General features: G+C 70.7%; 17 protein-coding genes and 1 pseudogene. 7 read left to right on the forward strand and 11 right to left on the reverse strand.

The window, feature by feature from the left end:
- Nucleotides 1-1,003 precede the first annotated feature (1,003 nt).
- Entirely contained in the window at nt 1,004-1,768 is a 765-nt protein-coding gene (locus ACFYPN_RS22140; protein WP_389300358.1) for an SDR family oxidoreductase, read from the reverse strand.
- 317 nt (nt 1,769-2,085) lie between these two features.
- Between ACFYPN_RS22140 and ACFYPN_RS22145 the strand changes: the two genes are divergently transcribed.
- From ACFYPN_RS22145 to ACFYPN_RS22155, 3 genes are all read left to right on the forward strand, one after another.
- On the forward strand, nt 2,086-2,811 hold the full coding sequence (locus ACFYPN_RS22145) for a ScbR family autoregulator-binding transcription factor (RefSeq protein ID WP_358763893.1): 726 nt from the start codon (nt 2,086-2,088) through the stop codon (nt 2,809-2,811).
- Between the two features lie 5 nt (nt 2,812-2,816).
- Nucleotides 2,817-3,725, forward strand: a complete 909-nt coding sequence (locus ACFYPN_RS22150) for a zinc-binding alcohol dehydrogenase family protein (protein ID WP_389300361.1) — start codon at nt 2,817-2,819, stop codon at nt 3,723-3,725.
- A 232-nt stretch (nt 3,726-3,957) separates the two neighbouring features.
- A complete protein-coding gene (locus ACFYPN_RS22155) occupies nt 3,958-5,973 on the forward strand; it encodes an ATP-binding protein (RefSeq protein WP_389300364.1) in 2,016 nt (671 codons plus the stop codon).
- A 209-nt stretch (nt 5,974-6,182) separates the two neighbouring features.
- Here the strand turns inward: ACFYPN_RS22155 and ACFYPN_RS22160 are convergent, their stop codons facing one another.
- Nucleotides 6,183-7,013, reverse strand: a complete 831-nt coding sequence (locus tag ACFYPN_RS22160) for a PepSY domain-containing protein (protein ID WP_389300366.1) — start codon at nt 7,011-7,013, stop codon at nt 6,183-6,185.
- A gap of 262 nt (nt 7,014-7,275) precedes the next feature.
- Here ACFYPN_RS22160 and ACFYPN_RS22165 point away from each other — a divergent pair, with 262 nt between their 5' ends.
- Entirely contained in the window at nt 7,276-7,527 is a 252-nt protein-coding gene (locus ACFYPN_RS22165; protein WP_358763885.1) for a DUF6296 family protein, read from the forward strand.
- Nucleotides 7,528-7,605: 78 nt separating this feature from the next.
- Nucleotides 7,606-8,043 (forward strand): protein phosphatase, encoded by a 438-nt coding sequence (locus tag ACFYPN_RS22170; protein WP_389300369.1) that lies wholly within the window; start codon nt 7,606-7,608, stop codon nt 8,041-8,043.
- Between the two features lies 1 nt (nt 8,044).
- Here the strand turns inward: ACFYPN_RS22170 and lepB are convergent, their stop codons facing one another.
- From lepB to ACFYPN_RS22215, 9 genes and pseudogenes are all read right to left on the reverse strand, one after another.
- The gene (gene lepB / locus ACFYPN_RS22175; protein WP_358763881.1) at nt 8,045-8,869 is read right to left on the reverse strand and encodes a signal peptidase I; all 825 of its coding nucleotides are present in this window, start codon (nt 8,867-8,869) and stop codon (nt 8,045-8,047) included.
- 172 nt (nt 8,870-9,041) lie between these two features.
- A complete protein-coding gene (locus ACFYPN_RS22180; RefSeq protein WP_358763879.1) occupies nt 9,042-9,353 on the reverse strand; it encodes a hypothetical protein in 312 nt (103 codons plus the stop codon).
- A 140-nt stretch (nt 9,354-9,493) separates the two neighbouring features.
- Nucleotides 9,494-10,012 carry a DinB family protein gene (locus tag ACFYPN_RS22185; protein WP_358763877.1) on the reverse strand — a complete coding sequence of 173 codons (519 nt, stop codon included), beginning with the start codon at nt 10,010-10,012 and terminating at the stop codon, nt 9,494-9,496.
- Between the two features lie 234 nt (nt 10,013-10,246).
- A complete protein-coding gene (locus ACFYPN_RS22190) occupies nt 10,247-10,768 on the reverse strand; it encodes a hypothetical protein (RefSeq protein WP_358763876.1) in 522 nt (173 codons plus the stop codon).
- A gap of 34 nt (nt 10,769-10,802) precedes the next feature.
- On the reverse strand, nt 10,803-11,519 hold the full coding sequence (locus ACFYPN_RS22195; protein WP_358763875.1) for a DUF4230 domain-containing protein: 717 nt from the start codon (nt 11,517-11,519) through the stop codon (nt 10,803-10,805).
- A gap of 86 nt (nt 11,520-11,605) precedes the next feature.
- Nucleotides 11,606-12,118 (reverse strand): annotated as a pseudogene (locus ACFYPN_RS22200) (DinB family protein); the annotation flags it as partial.
- Complete coding sequence (locus ACFYPN_RS22205; protein WP_358763874.1) at nt 12,099-12,956, reverse strand: DUF4389 domain-containing protein; 858 nt, start codon at nt 12,954-12,956, stop codon at nt 12,099-12,101. The gene ACFYPN_RS22205 and the pseudogene ACFYPN_RS22200, both read right to left, overlap by 20 nt.
- A gap of 1,268 nt (nt 12,957-14,224) precedes the next feature.
- Nucleotides 14,225-14,857 carry a glycoside hydrolase family 6 protein gene (locus tag ACFYPN_RS22210; protein WP_389300375.1) on the reverse strand — a complete coding sequence of 211 codons (633 nt, stop codon included), beginning with the start codon at nt 14,855-14,857 and terminating at the stop codon, nt 14,225-14,227.
- 28 nt (nt 14,858-14,885) lie between these two features.
- A complete protein-coding gene (locus ACFYPN_RS22215) occupies nt 14,886-15,656 on the reverse strand; it encodes a VanZ family protein (RefSeq protein ID WP_358763873.1) in 771 nt (256 codons plus the stop codon).
- Nucleotides 15,657-15,837: 181 nt separating this feature from the next.
- Here ACFYPN_RS22215 and ACFYPN_RS22220 point away from each other — a divergent pair, with 181 nt between their 5' ends.
- Nucleotides 15,838-16,344, forward strand: a complete 507-nt coding sequence (locus ACFYPN_RS22220; protein WP_358763872.1) for a tetratricopeptide repeat protein — start codon at nt 15,838-15,840, stop codon at nt 16,342-16,344.
- 222 nt (nt 16,345-16,566) lie between these two features.
- Nucleotides 16,567-17,589: a phosphatidylinositol-specific phospholipase C domain-containing protein gene (locus ACFYPN_RS22225; protein ID WP_389300380.1), complete on the forward strand. Its 1,023-nt coding sequence runs from the start codon at nt 16,567-16,569 to the stop codon at nt 17,587-17,589.
- Nucleotides 17,590-17,717 lie beyond the last annotated feature (128 nt).

Raw genomic sequence — 17,717 nt, forward strand, 5'->3', positions numbered from 1 at the left:
AAAGGGGGCCCTGCCGCACGCCACGTGCGTGGGCCTGGACCTCGGCCTCGACGAGAACGAGCGACGCGGTGTCCCGCACTACGAGTCGGTCACCTACACCAACCCCGGCCCGAAGGACCTCCCCACCGACCAGGCCGGCGATGTCTACCTCGTCACCGAAGGCGGCCGGAAGATAGGCGGGAAGACGCCCTTCGTCCTTGACGCGAAGATCCCCGGCTGCCCGTCCGACTGGGTCGCCCGGATGATCCGGCCGGGGGCGCCTCCATCGCGGTGCGCCCGCACCATGCCCGGCCACGCCGCGAGTTCGCGGCAGCGGGTAACCGTGTACCTACCGACTCGATCGCCTCACTGGTTCCGGTTGTGCTGTGGTCGGGTAGCCGGAGATCAGCAATGGTCTCCGGCTACCCGACCACATGTGCGGGGACGGCAGGCGTCGGACACTGCGGCTGACGGTTGCACAGAGCCCGTCCCGACGGACCCGACCTGCTCGGGGAAGTCCGGGCGAGCGCTGAGGAAGTCATCACGTCTGACCGGGGCCGCGCCGCCGGCGTCCTGACAGCAGCAGGTAGGACCACGAGTCGGCTTGCTCGTTCCAGCTCAGCGGGGCCCGCCAGGGCCACCAGTCCCGGTCGGCCCGCCTCTGCGAAACCGACCGCGAACGGCTCGTCACTGTCGTCCGTGACCAGGTGGATGCTGCATCCGTCACGTTCCTGGAAATAGATCTCCTTGAACCCTTCAGCGATGATTCCGCGCATCTGCTGGTCGCCATCGAGGGCTGACCGGTACGGAGCGCCGGTGGCAGGGGCGGCGGCGGGGCGACTCGCCGAGGACTCCGTCCCGATTCGGCGGACAGGCCGGGACGGATGCGGTGGACCGGGGCACGGCCGCGAAACTGCCCGAGGCCGCTCCGGTGGTGTCGAGCGGCCACCACGACCGCTCCGTGACGTCCTCGTAGCCTCTGGGCGGTCCGAGCGGAGCGGGGGATGCAGTCGGCGTTCGCGCCTCAGAGTGTGCTGCCGCCGGTGGCGTCGATGTACTGACCGGTGATCCACCGGGAGTCGTCGGAGGCCAGGAACGCGACGATGTCGGCGATGTCCGCGGGGCGGCCGATCCGGTCGAAGGCGGAGAGAGCAGCGATCGCGTGCCGGGCCTCTTCGGTGGTGCGCCGGGAGGCGTTCATCTCCGTTTCGACGAAGCCCGGCGCCACGGCGTTCACCGTGATGCCGCGGGGACCCAGTTCCTCCGCCAGGGTGCGGGTCAACGAGTCGACCGCCCCTTTGCTCATCGAGTACCCGAGGGTGCGGGGCAGGGCCCTTCTGCTCGCGGCGGAGGAGATGTTGACGATGCGTCCGCCCTCCCCCATCCGCTTCAACGCCTCCTGGATGATGAAGAGCGGGGCGCGGGTGTTGACGGCGATCAGCCGGTCGAAGTCCTCGGTGCGCAGGTCCGTGATGCGCGAAGAGATACTGACGGCCGCGTTGTTGACGAGGATGTCGAGCCCCGGACCTGCCCCTTGGTCGTGGACGCCGGCGTCGAAGGCGTCGAACAGGGTGCGGACGTCACCGTCGACGCCGAGTTCGGCCCGCACGGTGAAGCAGCGGCCACCGTCGTCCCGGATGCCGGCGACGGTCCGCGCGGCGGCCTCCTCGTTGCTCGCGTAGTGGACGGCGACGAGTGCGCCGTCCGCGGCGAGGCGCCCGGCGATTCCGCGTCCGATGCCGCGGCTCGCGCCGGTCACCAACGCCGTCCTGCCCTTGAGGGATCCCATGCGTGCCCTGCTCCGTTCACCCGACGGCCGGTCGGCCTGTTCCCGAACCGTACAGGCAGCCGCCGCACTGGCGATCCAGGAGAAGGAGGAGGGAGGAGGAAGGGCGGCTCGGACAGGAGGCTCGGAACCGACGGGCGCGTGCGTCAGAACCGCCTCCGCACGGGTGGTAGCAGGCCGTTCCCTGCCCTCGTCACCACGGGAGTCGGGGCCCGGGAGCAGGGGTAACATACCGGCGCGCCTGTTTTCGCGCCCGCCTCCTCACGAGACGCGCCGCGCGCGGCAGGGGGGACCGGGCGAACGGACCGAAGGAGTCGGCCATGGCGCAGCAGGAGCGGGCCATCAGAACGCGCTACACCGTGCTGGAAGCCGCGGCTGCGGTGTTCGCTTCGAACGGGTACGAAGCATCCACCATCAGCGAGATCATGTCCCTGGCCGGGGTCACCAAGGGGGCTCTGTACTTCCACTTCTCCGGCAAGGAGGCGCTGGCGCACGCGGTGCTCCAGCACGCCGTCATCATCAAGCCGGAGAATCCGGTGAAGATGCAGGCCATGGTGGATCTGGGGCTTCTCCTCGCGTACCGGCTGCCCCGCGAGCCGTTGCTCCAAGGTGCGGCACGGCTGGCCGCCGACCAGAACGCGCGGCCGTTCTTCGGCGGGCCGTGGCCGCAGTGGCGGGACGTCATCGCGGCGCTGCTGACCGAAGGTCGGTCCCAGGGCGAGGTGTTCGAGCACATCGATCCACTGGAGACGGCGAACGTGCTGGTGGGAGCGTTCACCGGGTTACAACTCGTCTCCACCACGGTCGACCGGCCGGACAGTCTGCTCCGCCTAGCGTCCGACCTGTACCGTCTGGTCCTTCCCGGCATAGCCGTGCCCGGAGTACTGCGGGTCCTCTCCACCGATCCGGATCGCGCCCATCACGTGTTCGACGTGCTGGGGCGGCCCAGCTGGGACCTCCCGGTGTCGTTCGATAGCGTGCCCGGTACCTCGTTCCCGGTGCTCTCGGGGCAGGTGGACGTTTCTGTTCCCCCGTCGAAACGGTGACCCGCATGCACGCGATCCAAGTCCGCAGTACCGGTGGCCCCGAGGTCCTGGAGTACGCGGAGGTGCCGGATCCGGTTGCCGCGGAGGGGCGGTTGCTGCTGGACGTCGAGGCGGTGGGGGTGAACTTCGTGGACACCCTGGTCGCTGATGGTACGTACCCCGCCCCGGGCGGCCATCCGTTCATTCCCGGTACCGAGGTCGTCGCTCGCACCGAGGACGGCCGGCGGGTCCTGGCGAAGGTGCGGTCCGGATACGCGGAGCGGGTGAGCGCCGATCCCGCCACCATGGTCGGCCTGCCCGAGGAACTCGACGCCGGTCAGGCGCTCTCGCTGTTGACGCAGGGGCTCACCGCCTGGCACCTGCTGAAGTCCGCGGCCCGGCTGGTGCCCGGCGAGAGCGTGGTGGTGCACGCCGCCGCCGGAGGGGTGGGCAATCTGGCGGTCCAGCTGGCGCGGGAGTTCGGCGCGGGCCGTGTGGTGGCGGTGGCCTCGACGCCCGAGAAGCGTGCGGCCGCGCTGGAGTCGGGCGCGGACGAGGCGGTGGAGTATCCGCTCGCCGGCAAGGCGGACATCGTGCTGGACGCCTCTGGGGGCGCGCTGTTCGACCAGGGGCTCGCCTCGCTGGCCGAGCACGGGAGGATCGTCACCTACGGCAACGCCTCGAGGTCCGCGCCGGCGCCGCTGGACACGGGTCGGCTCCTGATGCTGAACGCGTCGGTGACCGGGTTCCAGCTGGGCAGGTCGCTCTCCCGTCCGGGTGCCTTCTCGACGGCGCTCGGCGAGCTTCTCGACCTGACGCTCACGGGCCGGCTGAAGCCTCTCACCGGCGGTGTCCGTCCGCTGGCCGAGGCCCGGCGGGCGCACGAGGACCTGCTCGCACGGCGCACCATGGGCAAGCTGGTGCTGCGGCCCTGAGGGTTCGTCGGGCGACGGCTGAAGCGGGGAACGCGCGAACGCGCGACCCCTGGTCGGACCGGACCGGGGGCCGCCTGCTGTACCGGCTCACCACGAGGACCCTCGGGGGCCCGCCGCGCCATGGACATTCGCGCCATTTCCTGTCGTCGCGAGCGTCACATGTCGGCCGTTTTTGATTGCTTCGCCGCAAGAGGAGGAGAGGTGCCCCCGGGGGAGGCAGGATGACCCCGTGATGGGCAATCCACCCGCCGTCACGACCAGCTTCATCGGCAGACGCGGTGAGCTGGACCGGACCGAGCGGGCACTGGACGAACACCGGTTGGTCACTCTCACGGGCCCCGGCGGTATAGGCAAGAGCAGGCTCGCGCTCCACGTCGCGGACCGAATAGCCGCTCGCCACGCGGGGGGTGTGTGCTGGGCCGATCTCTCGCACCTGCAGGACGGCGCGTCGCTGCCGACCGCCGTCTGCGACGCGGTCGGTCTGCTGGACCACAGCCGGCGCCGTCCCGTGGAAGCGCTCGGCGAATGGCTCTCGGATCAGCGACTGCTGCTCGTCCTGGACTGTTGCGAACGGGTCCTGACGGCCTGCCGGGATCTGGTGGAAAGGCTGCTCGCCGCGGCGCCGGGGCTCAGGGTGCTCGCGACCAGCCGGGAGCCCCTGGACGTGGCGGCCGAGTACGCGGTGGAGGTGCCGCCGCTGGCGACCGGGAGCGACGCACAGCGCCTCTTCCGTGAGCGGGCCGCGTTCACCGTCCCGGCCCGGCGGTTCGACGCACCCCGGGCGGCGGCCGCCGTGGGCGAGATCTGCCGACGGCTGGAAGGGATCCCACTCGCCGTTGAACTCGCCTGTGCCCGGCTGCGGGAGTCGGAGGTGGAGGAACTCCTGGAACTGCTCGGCTCGCGGCTCGACACACTCGTGGACGACACGACCTGGCCCCGGCGTCACCGGGCGCTGCGGACGACGATCGGCTGGAGCCACGAACTCTGCACGCCGCTCGAACGCCTGCTGTGGGCCAGGCTCTCCGTCTTCCACGGCCGGATCCGGCCGGCTGACGCCCAGGCGGTCTGCTCCGGCGGACCGCTCACGACGGACGGGGTGGCGCGCGGCCTGGAAAGACTGGCCGCACAGTCGGTGCTCCAGCGGGACGGTGCCGGCTTCCGCATGCTCGACACACTGCGCGAGTACGGCGCCATGTGGTTGAAGGAGCTGGCGGAGGACGGGGTGCTCGCCGACCGGCACGCCGCGCACTTCGCCGAGGTGGCGGACCGGTCGCACCAGGGGTGGCTGAGCCCTCGTCAGCTCGCGCGTTACCGGCGTATGGACGAGAGTCACACGGATCTGTCGGCCGCTCTGGATCACCTTCTGGTGGCCTCTCCCGCCTTGGCCCTGCGCATGGCGGGGCAGGCAGGGCTGTTCTGGAGCTGCTGCGGCCACCTCCACCAGGCGCGTTCCTACCTGGAGCGGGTGCTGGTCCTGCACCCGGGCGGCGGCAGGGACCGGACCCGGGCCCTGTGGGCCCTCGGTGTCACGCTCACCCTCCAGGGGGACCACGGAGCGGCGGCGGAGGTCGGGGAGGAGTGCGCCCGCTCCGCGAGGGAGGACGCGGATGCTGAATCGATCCTCTCCGCCGCGCACACGGTGAGCTTCAACCACCTCATGGCGGGCCGGCCGCAGGAAGCGCTGGCGGTGAGCGACGGCGCGCTCCGCGAGTCGGCGGTGGAACCCGCCACCGCTCCGTCCGTCCTGCGCTGCCGGGTGATAAGGCTGTTCGCGCTGACGGCCCAGGGCCGGCTCGACGAGGCGTACGAGGACGCCGTCGGGCTCCAGCGGATCAGCCTGGAGCACGGGGACCGCTGGGCGCGTGGCTACGCGGACCACCAGCTGGCGCTCATACACATGATGCACGGGCGGCCGCGGGACGCGGAGGTTCATGCCCGTGCCATGCTCACCAGCAAGCACCAGCTCCGGGACAGTCTGGGGATCGCGCTCGCGCTCGATCTGCTCGCCGGCGCCATCGCCGCCCAGGGTGACGGCGTGGGCGCGGCACGCACCCTGGGGACGGGGCAGACTTTTTGGCGGATGGTCGGCCACCCGCACCGCGGCACTCCGGAGCTGGGGGCGATACGCGACCGGTGGGAGCTCCTCGCACGGGAGGCGGCAGGCCATTCGGCATACGAGACGGCCTACCACCGGGCGCTCAAGGACACCGCGGAGCACGGGCTGGCCCACGCGTTGCGCCCCGAGTGACATCAGGCATGACCTCTCCGGCGTTCCCAGGGCAGCCGTCGGTGCGCGTTTTGCGAGGAGCTCGCCCCCGGCCTGTGCAGGGGCGTCCGGGCGTGGACCAGCCGGAGAAACAGCGATTCGGTGGCGCGCCGGGCGGCACACCACCGAATCGGCGGTATCGGTCGGGATGTCAGTTCCCGTCGGTTCTCGTCAGCTCTGGTCAGCTCTCGTCAGTTACCGTCGGATTTCTCGGTCACTTCGGCGATGATCGTTCCCTTGGCGGCGTCGATCTCGAAGTCGGTCTGGTTCCAGGAGGAGTCCACGACGTCCACTTTCCAGACGAGGACGTTGTCGTCGTTCTCCTCCAGACCGATCGAGGTGACCCAGCCCTTCTGCTTGGCGGTGGCCACCTTCGCGGCCTGCTCCGGCGTCTGGGTCGCCTTGCCGATCATGTCGGCGAGCCGGCTCTTGTCGTCGGCGTCCTGGTTGTCGTCCGCGGTGGTGTCCAGGACCTTCCCCGTGACGGCATCGATGCGGACGGTGTGTGCGGTGCCGTCCTTCTCCGCGACCTCCGCGACCCACTCCGGGTCATTGGCGCTGCCGGTGGGGCTCGGGCTTCCCGAGGGGCTGGGGCTGCCGGTCGGGCTGGGGCTTTTCGTCGGGCTCGCACTGCCGGACGGGCTGGGGCTGCCACTGGCGTTGTCGTCGTCGAGCCCACCGAGCTCCAGGTCGACCAGCTTGCTGCCCGAGACCGCGCCTACCGCGGCCTTGGCCGCCTTGTCGAAGGTGATCTTCGTGGCGTCGAGCACGTCCTTGCGCTTCTGCTGCTCCTTGCTGAGCTTGGCCGGGGAGGCGCTGGGGGAAGGTGACGGGCTGGTGCTCGCCTGGTGCGGTACGACCTTCGCGGCCTCCGAAGTCGCCGACGCCGAGACGGAGTCACTGTCCGTTCCGCAGCCCGTCATCATCGCCGAAGCGACGACGGCGCACACCACGGCGCCGACCGCGCGGAGGGTGCGGGCACGCGAGAGGACACGGTTCGTCTGTGGGGGATCAAGTCTCATGTGCGCATGCCTAGCCCGGCGGGCGACCAGTCATGTGGTGCCTCTCCGAGGAGTCACCCGATCGACCGGACCGCTCCGCCCGTTGGGCCCGTGCCCGTCGCGTCCCGGTCCGGAACCGCGGCGTCGGGCTCCGATCACGATCCGCCGGACGCGCGCCAGGCGGCCCAACCGGCCCTTCCCTTGACCGGGCGCGGAGCGAGAGGCTGGGAAACAATGGAATCCAAGGGGTCCGGCGTCCGTCGTGCCCGATCGGGAGGCCCACATGGACTATCCGGAACGTTTCGAGCTCATCTTCCAGACGCTCGGCGCGGAGGACGATGTCGTCGTCGTCCGCATGACCGAGCGCGCCGGAGCGGGAGGGCATCCGGTCTACGAGGACGAGACCGGCATCGTCCGCGCAGAGATCAGTGCCAGGGGCGAGGTGCGGATGCTGGCCAGTGGTGGCCACCAGGTGCCCGGTGCGCCCCTGCTGGCGCGTCCCCTGGACGACCCGGGGACGCCTCCCGGGGAATGAGGCGCACGGGCCCTCCTGCGCACCGGGTGCGCGAGGCGATGAGGACACCGCCCGAATGCCTCCCGGTAGGGTGTGGGCATGAGCGGAGCGTGGAATCCGGCCGCCCCGGGGGTCGTGCGTCTGCCCTCGGGGCGTCTCGTCCGGGGCAGGGCTCTTCGCCGACCGTTGCCCGAGGGCCCCGCCCCGGATTTCTCGGTGCACCTGCTGGGCCGCGAGCCCGAACCGGTGGCGTGGGAGTCTCGCTGGTTGCGGTGGCCCGATTTCCGGCTCCCGGCCGACCGCGCGGGAGCGCGGTCCCTGTTGGGTGAGGCGTGGGCCCGGGCAGCCACTGAGCGGGTGGAGGTCGCCTGCGCGGGGGGCCGGGGACGTACGGGCACGGCCCTGGCCTGCCTCGCAGTACTGGACGGAGTCCCCCCGGACGACGCCGTCGCCTTCGTACGGGAACGGTACGACCCGCGTGCGGTGGAGACCCCGTGGCAGCGGCGCTACGTCCTGCGCTTCGGGGACTCCGGGTAACTCACCCCGCCGCGGTCGGCTCCTGGGTCTTTCCGCGCCGCCTGCGGAGCGCGAGGAGCGGAAGCGCACCGGCGAACGCGACTCCGCCGGGGAACGCCGCCGACCCGATGCCCGGTTGGTCGAAGGTCGCCGGGATCGGCAGGGTCGCCCAGCGGTCCACCGGCCAGGCGACCACGACCGCTCGGCCGACCACCTCGTCCTCGGGGACCATGCCCCCGTTCCTGTCGTGCTGGTGGTATCGGGAGTCGGCGGATGCCTGCCGGTGATCGCCCATCACCCAGATCTTTCCCTCGGGGACGGTCACCTTGAACTCGCCGTCCCCGCCCGGGCTGCACGCGGTGTTCCCCGGATAGATGAACGGCTCCACCAGCGCCTTCCCGTTGAGCCGGAGCGGACCGGTTCCGGAGCACTCGACGGTATCCCCACCGATTCCGATCACCCGCTTGATCAGGTCCTTCTCCTCCGCCGAAGGCATCAGTCCGACGAACGTGAGCACCTGCTGCACCACGTTGGGCTCCCGGGACTCGACGCCCGAGAGCCAGCCGTCGGGGTCGTGGAAGACGACGACCTCGCCCCGCTCGGGCTCCGAGCCGAACCAGGGAGTCAGCTTGTCGACGAGAACACGGTCACCCTTCTGCAGGGTGTTCTGCATGGACTCGGAAGGGATGGAGAACGCCTGGACCAGAAAGGTCTTGATGAGCAGCGCGAGGCAGAGCGCTACGACGACCAGCAGGGGGATCTCCGCCCAGAGGGGCCGCTGTTTCTTCGGTTTCTTCGGCCCGGTGGGCCTTTCCGGCTTCGTCCGCAAGACGTCCGTCCCTGTCATCGCACCGCTCCCCGACCATGCTCACTCCCCGTACCCGTCCGGTATGGGTGCGTGAGCAACTGTAGTGCCACGTCGGCCGGGGCTCACCCGTCATGCGAGGCCGACTCGTCCGGGGCGCCACTGGTCGGCGCCGGGCGGAGCTGCTCAGGAGGGCCCGCTGCGGCGCCGGGCGCTATGCGATCGACGGGGGCGCGGGGGCGCGTGCGCCCTGCGGTGAGGGGACCGTCGCGCCCGCGCCCGCGCGCACGGCCTCGACGACGGATTGGTGGAACGTGCGGCTCTCCTCTTCGGAGAAGCACGGAACGGGGCTGCCCGCCATGGTGAACCAATCGGAGGATCCGCTGAACTGGACGGCGACGGCCGCCTGCTCGTCCGACCACGTCGTGTGCACGGTCAGATCCCCGGTCACGATGCCCACCTCGGCGGTGCTCACTCCGCCGGCTCCCGCGAAGACGCCACTGGTAGTCCACGATGCCCAGTTCATGACGTCTCGCCTTTCGACAATGCCAAGCCTGCCTACTGGCTGCTTTCGAGTATGGCACCGCCACCCGAAGCTCGCACCGGTGTACGAAGTGGGAGCCACGCACGCCTCCGACCTGGTCTTCCTCCAGGCCGGGCGATCGATCACCCTCCTTCCGCCCGTCTGAGCGCTCCACGTACGAAGGCAGCCTGGCCGGCGTGCTGGAGGTCGTCGGCCACCACGCTGACGAGCCGGACGCCGAGAGTCACGGGCGGTGACCACGCCTCGTCGACGATCCGGTCCAGCGCCTTACCGGTGAGTCCGTCGACGAAGGACAGAGTGCGCGCGTGGACGGCATCGTGGTACCCGAGCAGCAGATCGGCGGAGGCGACCCGCACGGCTCCGACCTCCTCGCCGGTATGTCCGTATCCGGTCGCCGCACGGTCGAAGGGAAGGTCGAACAGGTCGGCCCAGCCCTCGGTGAACCAGACCTGCTCCTTGCCCGAGGCGTCCGCGACGTGGTCGTCCTGGACCCGGGTCAGGTGCCAGACGAGCCAGGCGATGGAGTTGGCCCCCTCGTCGGTCCGGGCGTTGAGTTCATCGGTGGTGAGCCCCTCGACCGCCGCGTGCACCGCTTCCCGCACCCGGCCGAAGGCATCGGTCAGCAGATCTGAAGTGTTCATGCGTCCACTCTGGCAAGCGGGCCACCGGAGCGCACCACGGCCCTCCGGCAGGATTTCACTCCCCACCGAACAGGAGTGCGACCGATGTCCCCCACGCCCCACGGTTGACGACGTAAGGCCGTCACGAAGACGGAGGGACGATGCGCGATCTGCGCTGGACCGGGGCCGTGACCGAAGCACCCGGGCGTCTTCGACGACCGGCGTGGCGTGGGGCCGTGCCGAGTCGCCCTGTCCCTACGCGCTCCGGCGCCTTGACCACCGGGCGAGCAGGCCCGGGCGCTTCCGGGGCCGGCCCGTGAACACCGTGTCCGGTACGCCCTGCGCGGCGAGCCGTGACATGAGCAGCGCCTCCTGCTCTGCCGAGACAGCGATCCACAGGGCTGTGCCCGTGTCGCTCGCGCTGAAGATCTCCTCGCTCCCTCGGCGCCCCTCCGCGTGAATCGTGAAGGGGGCCAGGGCCAGCAGGACCTCGAACTGCGTGTCGTCGCGGACGTCGACGTCGATTCCCATCCGGAAGTCGCCCTTCGGGCGACGGGCGCCCCCGGCCACGTCCCTCTCGGCCATCGACAACGCGTACTCGTAAGCAGCCACCACGTCCTGCGGCCACGGTTCATCGCTGTAGGCATCGAAGTGAGCGGTCTCGATGCTGTCCCGCAGGACACGGAGTGCCTCGCGGTGGGCCCTCACCACGTCCGCCTCCTCCAAGTCGTCCCGGAGGAAGAGTCCTTTACGTGGTTCACCGGTTTCGCTCATCACGCCGCTCAGCATCTCACGCTCCGGCCGTCAGCCCTCAGGAGCTCCCGGGGGTCCCGAAGGTGACGGTGACCTTCGTGAATCCGAGCGAGGTGAGCAGGCCCTTGAGCATGTTCGCGGTGTTCTTCTCGGCCCGGCCGGTGAGTCCGCTCTCCTTCGCCGCCTCACCGATGTGCTTGGCCGCGAGCTTGTTGACCGCCTGCTCGCTGCCGGGGTTGTCCGAGAAGAAGTCGCCGAGGCGGTCCAGCAGACCGCGCTGCTTGGAGACCGAGTAGGACCGGTCGGGGTCGAGGGCGGGTTTGCCGAGGACGGCGTGCGGCAGGGTGAGCGTGGCCTCCGTCCGGTCCTCGTTGACGACGACCCCGTCCTCGGCGACCTTGCCGAGGTCCACGGAGGCACCGACCGTGCCCGCGCCCACGTACAGGGTGCGCGTCCCCCGGACCGCGTCGGGGAGGAACTTGGCGTCCTTCTCCAAGTCGACGATGACCTGGAAGTTGCCGGAGGCGGCCTCGTACGCGCTCATGTCCTGGATCGACTTGAGCACGGCGGGCCCCGACCGGTCATTGGTGCGCTCGCCGAAGATGTCGCCCAGGCCCGGCACGAGGCTGAGCCGGGTGCCCGCGAAGAGCAGGGCCAGGACCACGGCGCAGATGCCGAGGGCCTTGGCCCATCCCCGCTTCTTCGCGGCCGGGCGGGCGGCGGGCCCGTCACCGTGCCGCTCGAAGCTGTCTGGTTCCGTACCGGTGGACGTCATACCGTTCGTGTGACCCGTACGCGCCGGTTCAGTCCCCCTGCACGCCCCCAACTCCGGTCTTTCGGCTGAGAGTCGTACGGGTTTCGGCTGCCGGTCACACCGTCCAGCCGCTCCCGCAGCAGGTCGGCGTGGCCGGCGTGCCGGGCGTACTCGGCAATGAGGTGGACGTGAATCAGCCGAAGTGAGTACTTCTCCCCCCGATGGACGAAGGTGTCATCGAGCGATGCGGCGGCGATCACCTCGTCCCCCAGCCGGATCTCCTCCAGCAGCCGTGCGTAGTCCTCCTCGGCGCGCTCGGGGGCGAGGTCCTCGAAATCGGAGTCCTCGCCCTTGGCCGGGTCGTACATCGGGCGCAGGTCCTGGCCGGCGAACCGCTCGCGGAACCAGGTCCGTTCGACCTTGGTTATGTGCCGTACGCGGCCGAGCAGGCTGAGGTTGGAGGGTTCGGTGGTCTGCCCGGCCGGCTGCTCGCCGGTCAGCCCGGCGCACTTGTGCAGCAGGCCGGAGCGGTAGGAGTGAAGGAAAGAGGTCAGGGTCTCGCGCTCCGGGGCGTTCAGGGCGTCGGTGACGGGTGCCGGTTCAGGTGCTGTCCACGTCATGGGGCGGTGATGCCCCGGGGCGGCCCGGATCTCGCCCCCCGTTCCCGGCAGGCTCCTTGTGCAGCCGGTAGGTGTCCGAGGGCTCGTCGTCGTACGAGGTGGTGGACCAGGTGACGCTGCTCGCGAGACCGAGCACGAGGAAGAGGACGACGAACATCCCGCCCGCCCGGCTCATGATCAGAGGGCGGGTGGAGGAGCCGGTGCCGTACGGGACGACGAGGAGGCCGTCGTCGCCGAAGAGGCCTTTGGGGTACGCGGGGGTGAGCATCGACGCGTAGGCCTCGAACCGCATCTGGTAACGCAGGGTGGCGGCGGTGGCCTCGAACAGGGGCTTCGGCATCCGGCCGAGGATCAGGGTGACGAGCCACCAGACGAAGGAGAGGGAGAACCAGCCCGTGACGGCGAGCGCCTGGACGACCAGTGCGGGAATCATCAGGAGCAGCCGGAAGAGGACGGCGAGCCGGTTGAGTTCGGTGGGGCGCACCTCGACGCGCACGGGATAGTCCCCCGGCGGCCGGAAGGAGAAGGGCGGGTAACGGTCCACCAGCAGCATCTCGTTGGCGAGGACGCGCGTCTGGTAACCGAGCCGTCCGGCGAGGAAGCGGAAGACGGGTTCGGGCAGGCGGCCGAGGACGAGCGCCGAGAACCAGCCCACGACGACCATGACGACCGCCACGACCGAGAGGAAGAAGAGGACGACGAAGTGCGGCAGCAGGAGCAGGAGCCGGAGCAGCACGGTGAGCCTGCGCTGCCGCACGGGCTCCACGACGTCCAGGACGGGCTGAAACTCCGGCACCCCGGGTGAGACGTGGCCCGTGCTCCACTGGCCGTCGCCCATGCGCTCCTCCTCGGCGGTGACGTGAGCGTCTCCGGCTCGGTGGACGTCACCGCCAACCTGGCGCGGCGCACTCGGCGGGGCAATACGCCGGGGTCCGAACGGGTGTCCCCGGCGGGCCAGGGGCGGGCCCGCCGGGGGGTGGAACGGCGGAGGTGCGGGGCGTCCCGTTCAACCCGCACCCCCGCCTGCTCGGATCACTCACTCCGGGAGATCGGTACGCTCCCAGGGCGAGTGCGGTATCGGACGAGTGTGATGTCGGACTGGGCCCAGAACCAGCGGTGGGGGAAGACCGGGGCGGCTCCGCCTCCCGGTCAGACCTGCGCCTTCGGCCAAGGTACGGCCCGTGCCCCATTCGTTGGTCCTGTGGCCGGCCCCGCACTGGGCGGAGGCCACCCGCACCTGTGTTCCGGCCACGGCCGTCATCCTCAGGGAGAGACGGAAAGCTCTCGCGGGCCCGGCCCAGGGCCCGCCTGATCGCGTTCCGCTTTCACCTGGGTTCCCCGTTCCCCCGGGGCTCTCTGATGCCCATGTGCTGCGTGGGCGTCCCGGTGGCATGCGCGGGTTCCTCCTCGTGGCTCTGACGATCATGACGGATGAGCTGGAACGTGCGGGAATGGAGCACAAGACTTGAACCAGTGGGAGCGCTCCCAGCATGGGGAGGCGGAAAATCGGAGTCAAGAGACGTGAAGAGTCGAATAAATTCGATTGACCGAGTTCAGAACTGGCCTGTTGACCGACACCAGTTGACGTTCTAACGTCATGGCCGACCAGTGGGAGCGGTTCCATCAGTCGGTGTGCCGTAGGGGTTACGCCCGGCCTGACAGGGGTCGCCCACGCACCATCCTCCGCTTTCCGTTCACCTGCGGTACGCAGGTCGCCTTCCGCCACGGAGCGGTTCCGGCCACGGTCGGCTCAGTCGCCGAACCCGCGGCCCGGGCTTCCGGATCGAACCCTCTCCGCACGGCGCACCACTCCGTCGCCGACCGGGGCAAGGCTACTTCCGGGATGCCTCCCGACAGACCAACTCGGTACACCTGCCCATGGTTGGGACTCGATGATCTCCCGGGCGGCCGGGCGGCCGGGTGAGCGGGGCGATCGGGGGCGGGTACGTCCAGTGGTCGCGGTCCGGCGGGACCGCGACCACGCCCGACGAATCGCGGAACGGATCGCTCCCGGCCGATCGCGCGCAGCGGTTGAGAGTCCCCCGAGACGGCTTTCTCGATATGGCCGCAGGCCTCAACGCCGCCTCACTGTGCGGGCGTTCACGCTCAGCGGTACACCCTGAGCGGACCCGGACCCGGACCCGGACCCGGCCCGCCAGATCCCTTGGCCCGACCCGCCGGACCCCACAGGGCCGACCGACCGGCGGATCCCCCGATCCGCTCGCGCCCTACACCGGTGGCCAACCAACCCACCGGTGTAGGGCAGCCGCGAGATGGTCGTCCCGCTCGCCAGGCTCGGCCTTCCCGGCCGCGACTGCGCCGCGCTCGCCTCGAACGGTGGCCCGAGGTGTTGGTGACCAGGGTGGGCAGGGAGCCGATCTCGACGGTGGTGACGATGCGCAGCCTCGCGTACTTCGAGTCCTTCAGGATCGCCGCGATCGGGTCGATGTACTCGGACTTGTAGCGGGGCAGGTCGTCCGGCCCGAGCTCCGCGCAACACCGCCACGGCGAACTGCGACGTGATGAAGGCCGACGGCAACTACGTGCAGGGCTTCGGCTACGCCCTTCCGGGACAAGCTGGTCTCGGTCGGCTTCGACTCCAAGATCGGCATGCTGATCGGCACCTCCCGCAACGGCTGGGGCGGCACGGCCCGTCCGACCGCCGCGGGTCCCGACACGAGCGTGACGGTCCGCGAGCACGGCACGCGGGCTCCGCGGCACCTCACATGCCGCGGTCACCGCTGACCGGGACGCCCTGCCGCCCCGGTCAGCGGTTGCGGAGCCTTTCCAGCAGCGTGCGCCCGCCTCCGGACCGCGCTGCCCCGGCGTTCCCGGCCTCGGCCGGCGCCTTCAGGGAGCGCTTCACCGGAGCGGTTGCCGGCGCCTTCCCGGCCCGTCCCCCCTCGTCCGCGGCTCGCGCATGCGCGGTGCGGGACGTGCCCGCCCTCGCGGTCGCCACCCTCTCCTTGAAGCCGGCACGGCCGGTCGGCCGGCGGCCGGACGTGGGGTCCTCGGTGACCGGGGCGGCCGCCGGGGAAGGCTCGGGGTAGAACTTCGCGAACGCGTGGAAGTGGTGGCTGATCCGGCGCCCCACGAACAGGTAACCGAGCAGCGCACCGGTCGTGTTCAGGATCACGTCGTCGATGTCGAAGGCCCGGCCCTCCACGACGGCACCCTGGGTCAGCTCCACGACCACCATGACCACGATGGTCAGCAGGATCATGCGCAGCATCCTGAGCCTGCGCGGCACCAGCACCGGGATCAGCACTCCGAAGGGGGCACCGAGCAGGATGTTCCCGCCGGCCTGCTTGCAGGCGGCGAGGAAGGTGTAGTCCTCGGCGTACTGCCGGAGCGAGCGTCCGGGGGTCATGTTCGAATGGGCGATCCCCGCCGAGGCGGGTGACGGCGTGAGTGTCACCTTCGCCAGGACGACGGAGAAGGCGACGAGGCCCACGAAGGCCACCACAAGAATGCCGGCGCGCAGCAGTGTGTGCGCCCAATTTCTCTTCCGCACAGTGCGGTTCGCGTCAGCGGTCATGGCCCTCGGATGCCCCGGCCCCGCCCCGTCACACCCGGGACGGGCCGCGCCTCCCGACGGAATGCGTTCAGGCGCCCGCGCGCCGGTCCCTGACGCCGGGAGGCGGCGGTCCGCCGCCTCGCCCGGCGAGCCCGGAGGGGCGCGCGACGACGGTTCGCGGGCGCCTGCCACCATGTCGACCATGAGCGCACCGAAACCGAAGCGGGACGAACTGCTGGCCGACGCCGTGCGGCTGCGTACGGAGGGCCGTCCGGAAGAGGCCCGGGAACGACTGCTCGCCCTGACCGCGAGGTTCCCGGAGGACGGGGAAGTCGCGTACCAGACGGCGTGGGTGCACGACGTTCTCGGCCTCGAGGCCGAGGCGGTGGCGTACTACGAGCGCTGCCTGTCGGGCGGGCACCTCGGCGAGGAGGACCGGCGGGGCGCGCTCGTCGGCCTCGGCAGCACCTATCGGGTGCTCGGCAGATACGGTCAGGCGGTCGAGACGCTGCGGCAGGGGGTGGCGGAGTTCCCCGACGACGGCGCGCTCCACACCTTCCTGGCGATGGCGCTGTACAACACCGGTGAACACCACGAGGCGATGGGCCTTCTGCTGCGGCTCGTCGCGTCGACCAGCGAAGACCCTTACGTGAGGCGGTACCGCGCCGCGATCGAGCACTATGCGACCGGCCTCGACGGGACGGCGTGACCCGGCCGCGTCCCACTCCCCGCACGCCGCTCCCCCGCACGTCGTGGCACCGGATGCCCGACGCAGCTTCCCCGAAGACAGCCGGTGCTCCCCGGACGGCCGGTTCGCGTACTTCTGAGAGTCATCCGCGCCTCCTATCGTGCTTCTGGTTGACGCGTTCGCATCAACCGACGACGCGGGTGAGGGTGAGGGTCCATGAAGCAGGGATGGCACAGATGGGCAATGGCCGCCGCGGCCGGGTTGTTCTGCGTGGCGGTCTCGGCCGGCAGCGCGCAGTCCGCCACGGGCCAGGGCGGCAGCTCGTACGCCGCGACGACCGGCGTCGGGGTGCACAACGCGTACGAGAAGTCGACCTACACCTACTTCGCCGACGCGCTCGATTCCGGTGCGGCGATGCTCGAACTCGACGTGTGGACCAACGCGTTCGGCAGCTCGTGGCGGGTGTCCCACAGCAACCCGCTCGGCAATGACAACAACTGCGAGAACGCGGCGAGCGCCGCCGTACTGCGCAGCAAGCCGCGCAACCAGAATCTCTCCGGCTGCCTCTCCGACATCCGCGCCTGGCACGACGCCCACCCGGGACACCGGCCCATCGTGCTGAAGGTCGAACTCAAGGACGGGTTTCTCGGCACGAGCGGCCGCGGTCCGGCCGAACTGGACGCGCTGCTCACGGCGAAGCTCGGCGACGCGCTGTACCGCCCGGCCGACCTCGTCGGCTCGCACGCCACCCTCGACGAAGCCGTCACCGCCGGGGGATGGCCCACGCGCGACGCGCTGGCGGGCCGTTTCCTGGTCGAGCTGATCCCGGGCACGGTCGAGGAGGGCAACCCGCTCGACACCATGTGGACCGACCGCGAGTACGCCACCCGGCTGCGCGACCTCGCGGCGGCGGGCCGGCTGCGCGAGGCCTCGGCCTTCCCCGCCGTGCACACGGCGCAGGCCGGTGACCCCCGCACGCGGTACACCGACGCGTCCGTCCGGCCGTGGTTCGTGATCTTCGACGGGGACGCCTCCGCGTACGCGGGCGGTTCCATCGACACCGCCTGGTACGCCCGCAACAAGTACCTGGTGCTGATGACGGACGCGCACAACGTGGCGCCCGCCATCGACGGCACCAACCCGACGTCCACCCAGGCCCTGGACCGGCTCGCCCTCCTCGCCGGGAAGCACGCCAGCATCATCTCGGCGGACTGGCACGCGTTGACCGACGTACTGTCCACGGTGGTCCCGCGCGCGGCCGGCTGACCGGGCCCCCGCACGCAGGGCCGTGCGCGTCACCGACGAGTCGCCGGGGACGCGCACGGCCGTCACACGACGCGCCCGCCGGGTCGGAGCGGGACGCGCGGCGTCCCGGCGCGCCCGGGTACGGGGGT

Origin of the sequence: Streptomyces sp. NPDC005576 (genome assembly GCF_042871745.1) — a bacterium.
In the GTDB taxonomy this organism is placed as follows: domain Bacteria; phylum Actinomycetota; class Actinomycetes; order Streptomycetales; family Streptomycetaceae; genus Streptomyces.